We start from the raw sequence: 16038 nt of genomic DNA on the forward strand, positions 1-16038 counted from the left end.
GTTATGCCTCCGTGCCGCAGATCGTGCCGGACCCTAGGACAATGTCCCCGTCCGGGTCGGGCAGGTAGAGCACCGCGGCCTGGCCACGGGCCACGCCAGAGAGGGGCTCGGCGAGGTCGAGGCGCATGGTGTCGGCGGTGCGGTCGATGCGCGCGTGACACTTGACGACGCCTCCGTGGGCACGCACCTGGACCTCGCAGTCGAGCTCGCCGTCCATGGCGGGGTGGAGGAATTTCAGGCGGTCGGCGTGGATGACCCCGACCTCCAGATCCTCCCGAGAACCGACAGTGACGGTGCCGGTGGCGGCATCGATATCCGTGACGTAGCGGGGGCGGCCATCAGTGGCGGGTTCCTTGATGTCAAGTCCCTTGCGCTGACCGATGGTGAATTCATGCACGCCGGCATGCTCACGCAGGGTGGTGCCCTCCCGGTCGACGATCATGCCCGGGCGCAGACCGATGTGCCTGCCCAGGAACGCCTGGGTGTTGCCGTCGGGGATGAAGCAGATGTCATAGGAATCCGGCTTCTTGGCCACGGAGAACCCGGAGGCGGCGGCCTCCTCGCGGATCTCGGGCTTGACGGTGTCACCGACTGGGAACATGCAGTGGGCGATCTCATGCGCGCCGAGGACACCCAGAACATAGGACTGGTCCTTGTTCATGTCCACGCCACGGCGCAGGTAGCCGTCGCCGCCATCGGCGGGCTGGGTCAGGCGGGCGTAGTGGCCGGTGACCACAGCGTCGAAACCCAGCGCGATACCACGCTCAAGCAAGGCTGCGAACTTGATCTTCTCGTTGCAGCGCAGGCAGGGGTTGGGGGTTTCGCCGATGGCATAGGAGTCGATGAAGTCATCGATGACATCCTCCTTGAACCTGTCGGAGAAGTCCCACACGTAGAACGGGATACCGAGCTTGTCGCAGACACGGCGGGCATCGGCGGAGTCCTCCAGGGAGCAGCAACCACGGGAGGATTCACGCACGCTCTGCGGATCCCGGGACAGGGCGAGGTGCACCCCGACCACCTCATGGCCTGCTGCCACCGCGCGTGATGCCGCCACCGCGGAATCAACGCCTCCACTCATTGCTGCGAGAACCCGCATGATCTCCCCTCGTGTTGTCATCCCGGCCATCAAAGGCCATGTCACCGTTGTTCAACCTCGTAGCGTATCTTTGTGTTCCCCGAAAGCCACAATTACCGGCTAGGCGCGCGCAGTTCTACCGGATCTAAACCGCCCAGCCACTTCTTAAAGATCTAAAAAGACGCTACACTTCTTATAGATCTAAAAACCATCTCCGGAGGATCACCATGCACCCCACCAGAGCCAACCCCTTCCGCCCCACCTTCGGCGTCTCCCCCACGATCCTGGCAGGCCGTGATTCCCTGCTCGAATCCTTCACCCTGGGCCTGGCCGAGGGACCCGGCAGTCCCTTCCGGGCCCTGCTCATCTCCGGTGCACGTGGCATGGGAAAAACCGTCATGCTCAATGAATTCGAGGACGCCGCCGCCGCACAGGGGTGGGTAAAGCTGCGTGTCTATCCTGACTCCTCCATGCTGGACACGCTGACCAACACCACCCTGCCCGAAGCCATCCGGGAGCAGACAGGGCCCGGTGACAAGCGGATGCTCACCGGTGTCTCCATCTCGGGTATCGGACAGATCACCACCGCCGCCGATCCCGATCATTCCCATCCCACCCCGACTCTGATCTCCCGGCTCCGGGAACTGGCCACCATCCTCCGTCAGCGCGCATCGGGCATCCTCATCACCCTCGATGAACTCCAGAGCGCGGATATCAACCACCTCCACGAACTGGCCACCGCCGTGCAGGATCTGCTGCGCGATGACTTCGATATCGCCATGGTGGCTGCCGGCCTTCCAGAAGGCGTTGAGAGGCTGCTGCAACACGAGGGCACCACCTTCCTCCGGCGTGCTGAGCGCATCCACCTGGGCGAGGTTGATCACGCCGATTCGGTGGCGATGTTCCTCGAGACCACCACCGCCGGTGGTCGCAACATCGATCAGGACGCCGCCGAGCTGGCTGCCCACATCAGCGTCGGTTATCCCTACTCCATGCAGCTGACCGGTTCCCTGGCGTGGGCCCGCGCGACCCTGGATAAGACAGACCACATCACTACCAGGCAGGTGGAGTCCGTGCGCGATGAGGTCATCCGCCGCATGGGCATGCAGGTGCATGAACCATCGCTGCATTCTGTTCCCGACGGTGAGTTGACTATCCTCTATGCCATTGCCGAATTATCCGACAACGGTGAGATGGTGGCCACCGGCGACATCGCCGCACTGATGAAAGTCAAGCCCAACGCCCTGTCTGTGCAGCGTCGACAGCTGCTGCGCCGCGGTCTATTGGCCGTCCCGAAGTACGGCTATCTCAACTTCGTGCTGCCCTATATGCGCGAACATCTGCTGGCCAACCCACAGCACCGCCCGCTCTAGCACCCACCCGGACAGAAAGAACACACCCCACACCGTGGCCCGTAAACGCAACACCTCCCCCGACATCACCAATGCCAACCCCGTCGCCGGCAGCTATGCGGGCGAGTACTCCCTCATCGAGCTCCAACCAGATTTTTACACCACCGACGGTTGGCTCATCAGTGTCAACGGTGTCCCCAGCTCCCATATCGTCCTCGGAGAACCCCGGGCCCTGGTGTTTGAGTACATGCGCTGGATCGCCACCGGTACCCAGGCCTTCGCCGATCAATTCCTGGACACCGACAAGCTCCGCATCACCCACCTCGGTGGCGGGGCGTGCACCATGGCACGCTACTTCGCGGACGTCTACCCGCAGTCACGCAACACCGTCGTCGAACTCGACGGGGAACTCGCCCGCCTGGCCCGGGAATGGTTCGACATCCCCCGTGCACCCCGGGTGAAGATCCGTGTCGATGACGCCCGCGTAGTCGCCGAAGCCTTCACCCCGGCCAGTCGTGACATCATCATCCGCGATGCCTTCGCCGGCGCCGTCACCCCGGACAACCTGACCACCGTGGAATTCTTCGAACACTGCCACCGCGGCCTCGCGCCGGGCGGGCTGTATGTCTCCAACTGCGGCGACCACTCCGATCTGCGCGGTGCCAAGAGCGAGCTCGCCGGGATGATGGAGGTCTTCGACCACGTCGCGGTCATCGCCGATCCCCCGATGCTCAAGGGACGCCGCTACGGCAACATCATCCTCTTCGGTTCCGACCGGGAGCTTTTCGACGCCCACTCGCCCCAGGCAGCAGCCATCACCCGGGAGTTACTCGGCGGCGGTGTGCCGGCCCACTATAAGGACGAAGCCTGGGTGCGCCGCTTCGCCAGCGGCGCACACCCCAGGCGCGATGAGGTGGCAGACACTACGGTTGAGTGATGCGTATTCTCACTAAAGCACTGCTCAGTACGGTGGTGGCGGGCACCGTCCTTATGTTTCCAGCTCAGGCGAATCAGCCCGCTCCAATGACCTCTACCGGCTCCAGCTATGCGCAGGAGCTCAAGTTTCTCCAGGACATCACCGGTTTCAGGGAATCAATCCTGGGTACCTATGAGGTGGTGGATTGCACCACCTATCCCCTGCCGCAACAGATTGCCTGCCATGCCTTCGATGCTGTGGGTCCGGTTATTTCCTATGTGTTCTTCGGTACCAGCAGCTAGGCATTAACTAGGCTTCCCTAACACGAAAGCTTCCGGGGAAAGAATATCCAGCCTGATTTACGTAGTGCAGCAGTATCCAGTTACCGCATAATGCTTCCTCTATTTCTCTTTTTCGTTGCGCAATATGATTCCCTAACGCACCACCACAACGCTACAGAGAGTATTCATAATCGGGATTACCTCCATCCACATGCTTCTTAGTAAACGGGTGCAATGCGAAAGGACTCTGCCAGGGGATGGGAAGCTTCCATATGTCCAAACTGTCACTTTGGTGGTGTCGGCGTACAGCCGCCTCAGCACCATCGAGGTCGAAAGCTGCGACTATGCCAACTGGGTTAGAAAACTCAAGAGCATCAGGGGCAGCTTGCTCATATCCACCTTGAAAAACTATAAATACGGTGGAAGGGAGGTGTGCTGGGTCTGTTGCATCAGAGATTGCGATTTCCTCCCACCAGAGCTCATAACCAATCTCTCTCGCCTGTTGTTCCAATCCTTTTACCTCAGCTTCTGTCCCAAAAAGCGCACAAATTACATCACGACGAGATGCCTCATATGGAACTACTCCAATGTAGGGAATGCGTCGACGATAGACAGCATAAACTTTTTCAGACATGAGCTTTTCCTCTAACTGAACAGAACGTTCTCAATCACTTCTACTACTTAGCAGAAGTTGTACTGCCGGTTTTATTGCCCATGGTGTCACATCCGGGAGCTGTGGCTTCGTGTCAGTGACTACCTCTTGACAAAAACATAGGGACACCCCCACGTATTAAAACGCCAGTCCTGCGGTTCTGGCACGGGCAACCACATCAGCGATCACAGCGAGTACCGCATCCACGTCTGATTCAGTGGTGGTGCGTCCCAAGGTGAATCGGATGGCTCCACGGGCATCGGACTCAGTGATACCCATCGCCAGCAGCACATGGCTGGCGCGGTTGACGCCGTTGGAACAGGCGGATCCTGTGGAGGCCTCGATGCGCATGGAGTCAAAGAGCATGATCAGGCTGTCCCCCTCCGCGCCGGGGAAGGACAGGTGCAGGTGTCCCGGCAACGCGGGCTCAGTGGTGTGGACCAGGACGTTGTCGATCAGGGACAGGATGCCGTCGTAAAGCCTGTCGCGGAGGGCGCTGAGGCGGGCGAGCTCGGTGTCGACCTCGGCCACCGCCTCACGCAGCGCCGCTGCCGTGGCGGCCGCACCGGCGACGTCGAGGGTACCGGGGCGGATGCCGCGTTCCTGTCCACCGCCATGTAACACGGCAGACGGTGCCGGGGAGCGACGGGCCAGGAGCAGACCCACGCCCCGGGGTCCGCCGAACTTGTGCGCGGATGCCGCCAGCGTGGTCGCGCCCAGGGCATGGAAGTCCACCGGCAGATGACCCACCACCTGCACGGCGTCGATGTGTGTGGGTGTCTCCCCCGCCGCGGCGATGAACTGTTCCACCGGCTGGATTGCACCGGTTTCATTATTCGCCCACATCATCGTCGCCACCGCGGCGGGTTGGGCCAACGCCTCGAAGGATGAGACACGACCATCACCACCCACCGGCAGCAGCTCCACCTGCGCCCCCTCAATCCCGAGAGCCTTGACCGTTTCCAGGATGCCGGGATGCTCGATCGGGGTGGACACGATCCGGTTCATCGGCGATGCCCGGTACAGGCCCTGAATGGCGAGGTTGTCGGCCTCGGTGCCGGAGGCGGTGAAGATGACCTCGATGGGCTCACAGCCCAGCAGCGCGGCGATCTCCTCGCGGGCCGTATCCACCACGCTGCGCGCCCTGCGTCCCGAGCCGTACTGACCACCCGGGTTGAGTGCCTGGGCATGCTCCATCCAGGTGTCGGCGGCGATGGCCCGCATCGGGGTGGTGGCGGCATGGTCGAGGTAGAAAGTATCCACGGTCCTTCTTCGGTTCTTGCTTCAGTTTTTGCTTCGGCTTGTGATGGGAGATGGATCAACAAGGGCCCGACAGTGACAACACCGTCGGGCCCATGTTTATTCGGTACGTGATCCTACTTGCGCTTGTTGATCTCCTCAAGCAGCGCAGGAGCAACATCGAAGAGGTCTCCCACCACACCGAGATCGGCGATGTCGAAGATGGGGGCGTCCTCGTCGTTGTTGACCACGATGACTTTCTTGGCGGTCTGCATACCGGAAGTGTGCTGGATCGCGCCGGAGATACCGAAGCCGATGTAGACATCCGGGGAGACGGTCACACCGGTCTGGCCGATCTGGTACTCGCCCGGGTAGTAGCCGAGGTCGACGGCGTCGCGGGTGGCACCCACGGCGGCACCGAGGGCGTCGGCAAGCGGCTCCAGAACGGTCTTGAAGTTCTCGGCGGAACCCACACCACGACCACCGGCGATGACCACCTTGGCCTGGGGCAGCTCGGGGCGGTCGCCACGCTCGGCCGCGGTGGCGGACACCACGGTGACGTCCTTGGCGGTGGCGGCGGGCAGCTCCAGGGTCTGGAGGGTGCCGGCAGCAGCGACCGGCTCACCGGCGACGGCACCGGCACGCAGGGTGTAGATCGGGGACGCGCCACCCACGGCCGCGGACACCTGGATGGTGTCACCGAAGATGGACTGGTCGGCGGTGCGGTCGGCGTTGATACCGACAACATCGCACAGCACACCGGAGGCCAGGCGGGCCGCGAGGCGACCCGCGATCTCGTTGCCACCGAGGTTGGCGGACAGCACGATCGGGCCCGGGTTGTGGGCTGCCACGATGTGGAGGGCATCCACCTCGGGCAGGACCAGGCGCTCGGACACGGACGGGGACTCAGCCACCACGACCACGGCAGCACCCAGGGCACCGAGCTCGGCGGCCAGGCCCTGGCCGGTGCCGGGTCCACCGACCACCACGGCGGTGACCTCACCGAGCACGCGGGCTGCGGTGATCAGTTCAGCGGTGACGTGATCCAGCTGACCGTTGTTCTGCTCTACCAATACATAAGCAGTAGACATGAAACGTTTCTCCTACAGGATTTGACGGGTTGTTGATCGGGTTGGAACTAGATCACGTTGTCGGCGGCCAGGTGCTCGGCGATCCGTGCCGCGGCATCCCCGGAGCTGATGACTTCACCGCGGGTACGTGCCGGGCGCTCGGAGGCGGCAGTCACGGCAGTTGCCGCGTGGGCCAGGCCGACCTGCTCCGGGGTGACACCGATCTGCGCCAGGTTGAGGCGCGCGATGGTGGCCTTCTTGGCGGCCATGATGCCCTTGAAGTTCGGGAAACGGGGCTTGTCGGCCTTGTCGGTGATGGAGACAACCGCGGGCAGTGCGGCCTTGAGCTCGAAGCTGCCCCGGTGATCCACACGGGTGCCGGTCACGTCAGCACCTTCAATGGCCACCCTGGACAGTCCGGTCAGTGCAGGCACCTGGCGGTACTCGGCCAGCACACCCGGCAGCGCACCCATGGAACCATCGGAGGAGGCAGAACCCGCAACGATGAGGGAGACATCCGGGATGGTGTTGATCGCGTTGTTCAACGCCCAGGCGGTGCCCAGCAGATCGGAACCCGCCAGTGCCTCATCGGTGAGCAGGATGGCCTCATCCGCACCCATGGACAGGGCCTTGCGCAGTGCCTCATCAGCGGATTCAGGGCCGGCGGACAGTGCCACCACCTTGTGCCCCGGGTTGGCCTCCCGGAGCCGCAGAGCCTGTTCGAGTGCGAACTCGTTGATCTCATCCAGGACCTCGTCAACGCCCTCACGATCGAGGGTGAAGTCGGCCTCCAGGGTCCGCTTTGACCACGTGTCTGGAACGTTTTTCACCAGCACCACGATTGTGGACATCCACACTCACCTTTCAACAGTTGCTCTCAGGAAGAATTCAAACTCTCCGGCCATGGTACGCGGACGGTTCCGGTCACCCCGCAGGACAATCCATCACCCCTGCCCGCCCTAGACAGAACAGTCTATTCAATCCAGACTATCTAAAGTCCTGCGCGTTGCACAATGTGAGATTCACCCGTTCCATTCGCGGGCGCCACACACCAGTGCCACTCCGGCGGAACCGATGCGGGTGATCACCACGGCCATCGCCTGGTCCCCCTTCAAACCCAGCTTCTTCCGCAGTTGGTCGGGATCCACATCCACACCCCGCACGAGGATCTCCAGGGACCCCGCCCCGTGTGCAGCCAGAGCACCTTTCAGCCTCTTCAGGGGTACCTGCTCGATAAACCGGAACCCGCTGGTGCCAGCGGGGATCTGATTACCGGTCAGATACGCGATGCGCTCATCCAGCATCCACAGCCCCTCACGCACCGCATAGTGGCGCACCAGCCCGGCGCGCACCACGGCACCGTCCGGGTCGATGATGAACTCCCCCGGTTCGCGTGCTAGCTGCTCGCCGGGCGCATCGTCGAGCGTGTCGGTGATCCGGTCTGTCCGGGTTCCGCGCATGATCACCGCCTCGCGGGTCTCCCCATCGGCCAGATCAGGGGTGTACAGACAGGCCTCTTTCACCCCACCATCAACACTGACCAGGCTGACCAGGCCGGTCCACCCGGAGAAGTCCAGGCCGGGCGCGCATTTAACCGCCATCGCATGGCCCTCCCACGCGGTGAGCAGATCTGGCAGCGGGGGCAGCAGCTGGGCTGGGTCGGTGATTCGTCGCCCGCCCGCCCGGCGTGCAGGGTCGGCGATGATCACGTCGGCGCCGGTCACCGCGGGTGCCAGGGCGTCGGCACGCAGCAGGTGCGGCGAGTGCTTGTCGACGCCCCCACCCAGGTTGTATCTCGCCATCAACAGGCGTGCGTGGTCGAGGTCGGAACCGATATACCCCATGCCGACCTGCCCGACAGCATGTCCCTCTGTACCGATGGAGCAGGTGACATCCACGGCGGTGGCCCCCTCCCCCAGGGCCGCCACCAGACGCTGTGCCCTCACCTCGGAGACCTGCATCGGGGTGGCCTGCTGGGCGGAATCATGGCACATCAGCCAGTCACCGGGGAGTTTGCCCTCCGCGGAACGACGCGCCCCGGCCAGTTCCGCCACCGCCCTGCCGTGCTCACCGAAGCGGGCACGCAGCGCAGCCACATCGGAGATCATGGTCTTCTTCGTCAGCGCCAGATCACGCGTGGCGGCATCGATATCGGGGAGGTGGTCGATGAGGAAGCGCACCTCATCAGCGTTGAAACTCATTACCCCAGTCTATGGGGTGCGAGGTCAGAAGCGTTCGACCCGGTGCAGTTCGTAGAATTCCCGGTAGCGGGGATTGTGCACGGCATCATCGACCACCGGGGTCATATCGAAGTCCTCGATCCGATCCATGAGTTCGGCGGTACTCGAGAATTGGGACAGTTCATACAGTGACGCCCAAGTCGGGATGACCAGTCGCAACAACCCGGCGCGCCACCCCTCCAGGACGAGATCGGGTGGGAAATACCCGGTGGAGGATGCCTCCCGGGTATTGCCGTCCGCGTGCTGTCCGTCTGGTTCAACGGCGACGAAGGAGAAAGTATCAAACCGTGCCTTGTCCCCCTCGGGGCTGGCCCAGCGGGCAAACGGCACGATGAGATCAGTGCGGATGACCAGTTTCTCCTGGGTGAGCATCTCGGTCAGAGAGATCTCATGGCGTTCCAGCTTGGCCCGGTAGGAGTGGTAGCGGCTGGCGTCCTGGACCAGCTCACCGGCATCGCGGTGCTCGGCCAGCAGGGTGCCCGCCTCCTCAAAGAGTTCGCGCACCGCGGCAAAGACGAGCGCATAGGCGACCTCCGGGCTGGTGCCCAGTCGCCCCGCCCACTCCAGCGCATCCGGGCCTTTCCAGATATCAGGGCTGTGTCCCGCGGAGAAGTCCGGGAAGTCACGCGGATCCACACCACCACCGGGAAAGACCGTGGCGCGGGGAAAGTGTGGCATGGTGGGCATCCGCTCCTGGATGTAGACCTCGAGCGTCGGTTGTCCCTCAAAGTGCCCATCCCGGACCAGCAGCACCGTGGCGGCCAGTCTGCGGCCACCCAACCCCTCCATCACCATGCCTGCACCACACTTTCTCGATCAACCATGAACAAGTTTAGGAAAACCACCCCGCCGGTTTATATTCAGTTCTTGGCGCGACGCGTGCGGGCACGACGCACACGCCGGGCGAAGTACCTGTCACCGATGCGATCCACCTGGATCGGCTGGTGGAAGGTCTTGGACAGGTTCTCGTCGGTAAGCACCTGGTCGATGAGGCCCTGGGCGACGATCTCGCCCTCATCCAGCAGCAGTGCGTGGGTGAAGCCGGTGGGGATCTCCTCAACATGGTGGGTGATCATGACGATCGCCGGGGCATCCGGATCCAGGGCCAGTTCACCGAGGTAGTTGACCAGATCCTCACGCCCACCCAGATCCATGCCGGCGGCCGGTTCATCGAGGATGAGCAGCTCGGGGTTGATCATCAGTGCACGCGCAACGAGCACGCGTTTTCGTTCACCCTCGGACAGGGTGCCCCAGGTGCGGTCACCGAGGTGGAGCGCGCCGACCCGCTCGAGAATCTCCGTGGCCTGGTTGAAGTCCATCTCGCTGTACTCCTCGCGCCAGCGACCGAGGATGGCGTAACCGGCGGACACCACCAGGTCACTGACCTTCTCGTCCCCGGGGATGCGGTTGCCCAGGGCGGAGGAGCTCACACCGATCATGCCGCGCAGATCGCGCATATCGGTCTTGCCCACCACTTCGCCCATGATGCGGGCGTGGCCGGCGGAGGGGAACTCCTCGGCAGCGGCCATGCGGATCAGGGTGGTCTTGCCCGCGCCGTTGGGTCCGATGATCACCCAGCGCTCATCCAGTTCGACCTGCCAGTCGACGGGGCCGACGAGGTTCCGGTTATCACGGGTGAAGGTCACACCCCGGAAGTCGATGAGGAGATCCTCGTTGTAATCCTCTTGAAGTTCAGTCGCAGCGTCATTCACATCTTCCATCATGTCCGATTTCCGCGGTCCCGTGTGGAACTGACACAGCTCGGATAAGATTTTGGCAGGGTTCGGCCGGGGTGATCACCACCCCCGTCGCCTGTTTCAAGTCCGTGTTGAATCTGCACCGCTAATGAGGAGAAAACTGTGACTGGTCGTCTCGGTATCGATGATGTTCGCCCCCAGCTTCTAGATAAGAACCCGGCGAAGGCGGTGGTCGGTGAGATCGTGCCTGTCTCGGCGATCGCCTGGCGCGAGGGCCATGACGCCATCTCCGCGACGCTGAACGTCCAGGGCCCGACGGAATCCTCCGTGGCCGCCGAGCCGATCCAGATCCCCATGCGGCAGACCCCCGGCAACCAGGACCAGGTCAACGCCTTCTTCGTCCCCGATGTCCCCGGCACCTGGACCTTCCGCGTGGATGCCTGGTCCGATCCGATGGCCACCTGGCGCCACGCCGTGACCACCAAGATCGAGGCCGGCCAGTCCGCCAGCGAGCTCTACAATGACCTCGAGCACGGTGCGCTCCTGTTCGAGCGCGCCGCCGAGAACCTGCCCGACGGTGAGCGCAAAACGCTTCTCGACGTCGCGGCCTCCCTGCGTGGTGACGGTAATCTCCGCGCCCGCGTCGCCCCGGGTATCTCCGGGGAGACCATGCAGCTGCTGGAGCGTTACCCGCTGCGTGAACTGCTCACCCGGGGTGAGAACCTGCAGGTCAAGGTCGAGCGTCGCGACGCTCTGGTCAACTCCTGGTACGAGCTGTTCCCCCGCTCCACCGGTGGTTGGGATGACAACGGCAACCCCGTCCACGGCACCTTCGACACCACCGCAAAGGCACTCGACCGCGTGGCAGCCATGGGCTTCGACACCGTCTACTTCCCACCGATCCACCCGATCGGTGAGGTCAACCGCAAGGGCCGCAACAACTCCCTCACCCCGGATGCCCACGATGTCGGCTCCCCCTGGGCAATCGGGTCCAAGGACGGTGGCCACGACGCCATCCACCCACAGCTGGGCACCGAGGAGGACTTCAGGAAACTGCTGGCGCGCGCCGAGGAACTCGGCCTGGAGGTCGCACTCGACCTCGCCCTGCAGGCCGCGCCCGACCACCCGTGGGCGAAGGAGCACCCGGAATTCTTCACCGTGCTGCCGGACGGCACCATCGCGTATGCGGAGAACCCCCCGAAGAAGTACCAGGACATCTACCCGATCAACTTCGACAACGCCCCGGAGAAGATCTACAAGGAGGTCTACCGTGTGGTGAAGTACTGGGTGGACCTGGGGGTGACCACCTTCCGCGTGGACAACCCGCACACCAAGCCCGCCAACTTCTGGCAGTGGCTGATCTCCGAGATCCACGAGACCGACCCCGATGTCATCTTCCTCGCCGAGGCCTTCACCCGCCCGGCGCGTCTGTACGGCCTGGCCAAGATCGGTTTCTCCCAGTCCTACACCTACTTCACCTGGAAGGTCTCCAAGGAGGAACTCACCGAGTTCGCCACTGAGATCGCCGAGATGGCTGACATCTCCCGCCCGAACCTGTTCGTCAACACCCCGGACATTCTCCACGCCTCCCTGCAGCACGGAGGTCGCGCAATGTTCGCCATCCGCGCAGCGCTTGCCGCCACCATGTCCCCGCTGTGGGGCGTGTACTCAGGTTATGAACTCTTCGAGCACCAGGCGGTCAAGCCCGGTTCCGAGGAGTACCTGGATTCCGAGAAGTACGAGCTGCGTCCGCGTGATTTCGAGGCCGCCCTGGAATCCAACGATTCCCTCGAGCCCTATCTCACCGCTCTCAACCAGATCCGTCGCGCCAATCCCGCGCTGCAGCAGCTGCGCAACATCCACTTCCACGAGGCCGACAATGATCAAATCATCGTCTACTCCAAGGTCGATGCTCTCACCGGCAACACCGTCCTGGTGGTGGTGAACCTGGATCCGCGGTCCGCCCGTGAGGCCACGGTTCATCTGGATCTGACCGCTCTGGGACGTGAACCCGGCGCTACATTCGAGGTCCGCGACGCGATCACCGGGGTCACCTACACCTGGGGTGCCACCAACTTCGTCCGCCTGGAGCCACTGAAGGATGTCGCCCACATCTTCGTCCTCCCGGAGCTGCCGGCCGCGCGTCGGGAGCGTCTGGCCTGGCGCCAGATCGACAAGTACCGCGCATAGATCCCGTACGCGGGCGCCCGAACTGCGGTAGCGTCGAAACAGTCAAACCCACTGAATACCCCTTGATTTTTCCCGATAAGGACGAATGTCATGACCCCTGCTTCCGCGAACGACCTGTTGATCCCCGAAGAGGATCTCAACCGGTTACGCCATTGCCGCCACCACAACCCCCACGGTTTCTATGGTTGGCACGCCACCGCCGACGGTTCGGTGGTCCGCACCCGCCAGATCGGCGCAGAGAAGGTCGAGCTGGTCCTGGGTGATACCCAGATCGTCATGGACCCCATCGGTGATGACATCTTCGCCATCAAGCTCGGCAACCGGGAGCCCCTGGATTACCGCCTGCGGGTCACCTGGCCGGAGCAGGAACCCGTGGTCGCCGCCGACCCCTATATCTTCCTGCCCACCCTCGGTGAGATGGACACCTACCTCATCTCCGAGGGTCGCCACGAGCGCCTGTGGGATGTGCTCGGTGCGAATGTGAAGACCTACGAGACCACCCTGGGACAGGTCCGGGGCACCGCCTTCGCGGTGTGGGCACCCAATGCCATCGGTGTGGCCGTGGTCGGTGGCTTCAACGGGTGGAATGCCTCCCAGCACGCAATGCGGTCCCTCGGTGGTTCCGGTGTCTGGGAGCTATTCATCCCCAACATCGGAGCTGGTGAGGTCTATAAGTTCGCCATCCAGACCAGGGAGGGCCACCGTCGCGACAAGGCCGACCCCATGGCACGTCAGGCGGAACTGCCACCGGCAACCGGATCCATCGTGGTGGAATCCGACTACCAGTGGCAGGACTCCGGGTGGATGGACAAGCGCGCGGAGATCGACACCGCCAGCACCCCGATGAGTGTCTATGAGGTGCATCTGGGTTCCTGGCGCTGGGGTCGCTCCTATGCCGATCTGGCCACCGAGCTCGTGGACTATGTCGCCGACCTCGGCTACACCCATGTGGAGTTCATGCCGGTCGCGGAACACCCCTTCGGTGGTTCCTGGGGTTACCAGGTCACCGGTTACTACGCTCCCACCTCCCGGTGGGGCTCACCTGATGAGCTGCGCAAGCTCATCGACGCCTTCCACACCCGTGGCATCGGCGTGATCATCGACTGGGTGCCCGCCCACTTCCCCAAGGATGACTGGGCACTGGCGAGGTTCGACGGTCAGGCCCTCTACGAGCACCCAGACTGGCGCCGCGGTGAGCAGAAGGACTGGGGCACCTACGTCTTCGACTTCGGTCGCAATGAGGTCCGTAACTTCCTCGTCGCCAATGCCCTGTACTGGTTGGAGGAATTCCACGTCGATGGCCTGCGTGTGGATGCCGTGGCCTCCATGCTCTACCTCGACTACTCCCGTGAGCACGGCGAGTGGGAGCCCAACGTCTACGGTGGCCGCGAGAACCTGGAGGCCGTCCAGTTCATCCAGGAGATGAACGCCACCGTGCAACGTGTGCACCCGGGTGCACTGACCATCGCCGAGGAATCCACCTCCTGGCCCGGTGTCACCGCACCGACCTGGGACGGCGGCCTGGGCTTCTCCCTGAAGTGGAACATGGGCTGGATGAACGACACCCTGGAGTACTTCTCCAATGACCCGATCCACCGCTCCTTCCATCACAATGAGCTCACCTTCTCCCTGGTGTATGCGTTCTCGGAGCGTTTCGTCCTGCCGATCTCCCATGACGAGGTCGTCCACGGCAAGGGTTCCCTGTGGAACCGCATGCCCGGTGACACCTGGAACAAGGCAGCCGGGATGCGCACCCTGCTCGCCTACATGTGGGCACACCCGGGTAAGAAGCTGCTGTTCATGGGCCAGGAACTGGGCCAGCGCGACGAGTGGTCCGAGGGCCATGAACTGCCCTGGGGTGTCGTCGAGGGCTGGCAGGGTGAATACCACGAGGGTATTTCCGATCTTGTCCGTGAACTCAACTCCACCTACAAGGAGGTCACCGCGCTCCACCAGCGGGATTTCTCCGGTGAGGGCTTCACCTGGAACAAGGCCGATGATGCCAGCAACAACATCCTGGTGTTCACCCGTTACGGTGACGACGGTTCCCAGGCACTGTGTGTCTTCAACCTCTCCGGCACCTCCCAGCCGGAGTACCAGGTCGGTGTCTCCGGTGGAGGCTCCTGGCGGCTGGTGCTCAACACCGATGATGAGCAGTACCACGGTGCCAACAACCCGCTGCCCGAGACCATCGAGGCGGAGAAGGTCGACCGGGATGGCTTCCCCTACACCACCACCCTGCACTCCCCCGCGATGAGTGCACAGTTCTACGTCTGGGAGGGTTAAACCCCCGGATGGCATAAAAGACTGCCCCATGACCACGTCGGTGGTCATGGGGCAGTCTTTTATGTGTGTGGCTAGTAGAGGGCGCTGGCCATCCTCCCGCGTGCGCTGAGCACCCGGGGATCGGTCGGATCGAACAGACCGAACAGTTCGATGAGGCGGTTCTTCACCGTATCCTTCTCCTTGCCCGCGGTACGGGTCAGGAGTGCGATGAGCCGGTTGAAGGCTGCCTCGGGGTTACCTGCCACGATCTCTGCATCAGCCGCGGCAAAGGCCTTGTCCGGATCGGTGGGATCCGCGTCGGCCTCGGCGATGACATCCGTGTCCCCCGGGGTGGACCCCAGACGGCTCATCAGCATGGCGGTGTCACGGGCCTGCTTGATCTCGGCGTTCTTCGGCTCCTCGGCGAGGATCTCCTCATAGATCCGGATCGCCTCCTCGAAGTTGCCTGCGTTGAGGGCGTCGGTGGCGGCGTCGAGACGCGGGTCCTCCGGCTCGGCAGACTCTGCGGCTGGGGCGCCCTCGGGCAGGCCCTCCAGCTGCGGGCCGACGGCCTGGATGACGGAATTGACCCACTGCTCGATGGCCTCGGCGGGCTGGCCTCCCTGGAAGTCCGCCAGGGGCCGTCCGGCGGCCACCGCGATGGTGGTCGGCAGGCCCTGCACCCCGAAGACCTGGGCCACATCAGGTGTGGTGTCGGCGTCGATATAGGCGAAGATGAAGGACAGCCCCGCGTTGGCGGCCAGGGCGGTGAAATCAGCCCTGAGCTGTTCCGAATCGGGGCTGCGGGAGGTGCCGATGAGGACGATGACGGGCACCTGGGTGGATCGGCGCAGCACCTCATTTTCCAGATTGTCCATCGTGACGGTGATGGACGTGGCGATCCCATGGGAGGCGGGTCCCGCCTCATGGTTCTTCTGGCGGGCCTCGGCACGGGCCTTCACCTCGCCCAGATCAATGGCGCCACTGGCAAGACGGCCGGGTGTGGTCACGGTTGCAACACTCTTTCTCTGGTTCTCGGCGGATGGTCCCATCCAACT

14 protein-coding genes are annotated in these 16038 nt (G+C 63.3%); 5 read left to right on the forward strand and 9 right to left on the reverse strand.

Annotation, left to right across the window (positions count from 1 at the left end; genetic code table 11):
- Position 1: 1 nt before the first annotated feature.
- Positions 2-1099 carry a tRNA 2-thiouridine(34) synthase MnmA gene (gene mnmA / locus H9627_RS09330; protein ID WP_191733773.1) on the reverse strand — a complete coding sequence of 366 codons (1098 nt, stop codon included), beginning with the start codon at positions 1097-1099 and terminating at the stop codon, positions 2-4.
- Between the two features lie 206 nt (positions 1100-1305).
- Here mnmA and H9627_RS09335 point away from each other — a divergent pair, with 206 nt between their 5' ends.
- The 3 genes from H9627_RS09335 to H9627_RS09345 are packed head-to-tail and all read left to right on the forward strand — an operon-like array spanning position 1306 to position 3648.
- The gene (locus H9627_RS09335; RefSeq protein ID WP_191733774.1) at positions 1306-2451 is read left to right on the forward strand and encodes an ATP-binding protein; all 1146 of its coding nucleotides are present in this window, start codon (positions 1306-1308) and stop codon (positions 2449-2451) included.
- 34 nt (positions 2452-2485) lie between these two features.
- Positions 2486-3367, forward strand: a complete 882-nt coding sequence (locus tag H9627_RS09340; protein WP_191733775.1) for a spermidine synthase — start codon at positions 2486-2488, stop codon at positions 3365-3367.
- A complete protein-coding gene (locus H9627_RS09345) occupies positions 3367-3648 on the forward strand; it encodes a hypothetical protein (protein WP_191733776.1) in 282 nt (93 codons plus the stop codon). The genes H9627_RS09340 and H9627_RS09345 overlap by 1 nt, the downstream gene beginning before the upstream one ends.
- Before the next feature lie 151 nt (positions 3649-3799).
- Here the strand turns inward: H9627_RS09345 and H9627_RS09350 are convergent, their stop codons facing one another.
- The 7 genes from H9627_RS09350 to H9627_RS09380 all read right to left on the reverse strand — a co-directional run bounded on the left by H9627_RS09350 (position 3800) and on the right by H9627_RS09380 (position 10552).
- Positions 3800-4261, reverse strand: coding sequence for a hypothetical protein (locus tag H9627_RS09350; protein ID WP_191733777.1), 462 nt, complete (start codon positions 4259-4261; stop codon positions 3800-3802).
- 156 nt (positions 4262-4417) lie between these two features.
- On the reverse strand, positions 4418-5542 hold the full coding sequence (locus tag H9627_RS09355; protein WP_191733778.1) for a cysteine desulfurase family protein: 1125 nt from the start codon (positions 5540-5542) through the stop codon (positions 4418-4420).
- A gap of 113 nt (positions 5543-5655) precedes the next feature.
- Positions 5656-6609: an electron transfer flavoprotein subunit alpha/FixB family protein gene (locus H9627_RS09360; protein WP_191733779.1), complete on the reverse strand. Its 954-nt coding sequence runs from the start codon at positions 6607-6609 to the stop codon at positions 5656-5658.
- Between the two features lie 47 nt (positions 6610-6656).
- Entirely contained in the window at positions 6657-7439 is a 783-nt protein-coding gene (locus H9627_RS09365; RefSeq protein WP_191733780.1) for an electron transfer flavoprotein subunit beta/FixA family protein, read from the reverse strand.
- A 171-nt stretch (positions 7440-7610) separates the two neighbouring features.
- On the reverse strand, positions 7611-8789 hold the full coding sequence (locus tag H9627_RS09370; protein ID WP_191733781.1) for a THUMP-like domain-containing protein: 1179 nt from the start codon (positions 8787-8789) through the stop codon (positions 7611-7613).
- 24 nt (positions 8790-8813) lie between these two features.
- Positions 8814-9623, reverse strand: a complete 810-nt coding sequence (locus H9627_RS09375) for an NUDIX hydrolase (protein WP_191733782.1) — start codon at positions 9621-9623, stop codon at positions 8814-8816.
- A 65-nt stretch (positions 9624-9688) separates the two neighbouring features.
- Positions 9689-10552 (reverse strand): ABC transporter ATP-binding protein, encoded by an 864-nt coding sequence (locus H9627_RS09380; RefSeq protein ID WP_191733783.1) that lies wholly within the window; start codon positions 10550-10552, stop codon positions 9689-9691.
- A gap of 135 nt (positions 10553-10687) precedes the next feature.
- Between H9627_RS09380 and H9627_RS09385 the strand changes: the two genes are divergently transcribed.
- A complete protein-coding gene (locus H9627_RS09385) occupies positions 10688-12715 on the forward strand; it encodes an alpha-1,4-glucan--maltose-1-phosphate maltosyltransferase (RefSeq protein WP_191733784.1) in 2028 nt (675 codons plus the stop codon).
- Positions 12716-12805: 90 nt separating this feature from the next.
- The gene (gene glgB / locus H9627_RS09390) at positions 12806-15001 is read left to right on the forward strand and encodes a 1,4-alpha-glucan branching protein GlgB (protein WP_191733785.1); all 2196 of its coding nucleotides are present in this window, start codon (positions 12806-12808) and stop codon (positions 14999-15001) included.
- Between the two features lie 71 nt (positions 15002-15072).
- Here glgB and H9627_RS09395 read toward each other — a convergent pair whose 3' ends face one another.
- Positions 15073-16032 carry a tetratricopeptide repeat protein gene (locus tag H9627_RS09395; protein ID WP_225213708.1) on the reverse strand — a complete coding sequence of 320 codons (960 nt, stop codon included), beginning with the start codon at positions 16030-16032 and terminating at the stop codon, positions 15073-15075.
- Positions 16033-16038 lie beyond the last annotated feature (6 nt).

Origin of the sequence: Corynebacterium gallinarum (genome assembly GCF_014837045.1) — a bacterium.
GTDB lineage: Bacteria > Actinomycetota > Actinomycetes > Mycobacteriales > Mycobacteriaceae > Corynebacterium > Corynebacterium gallinarum.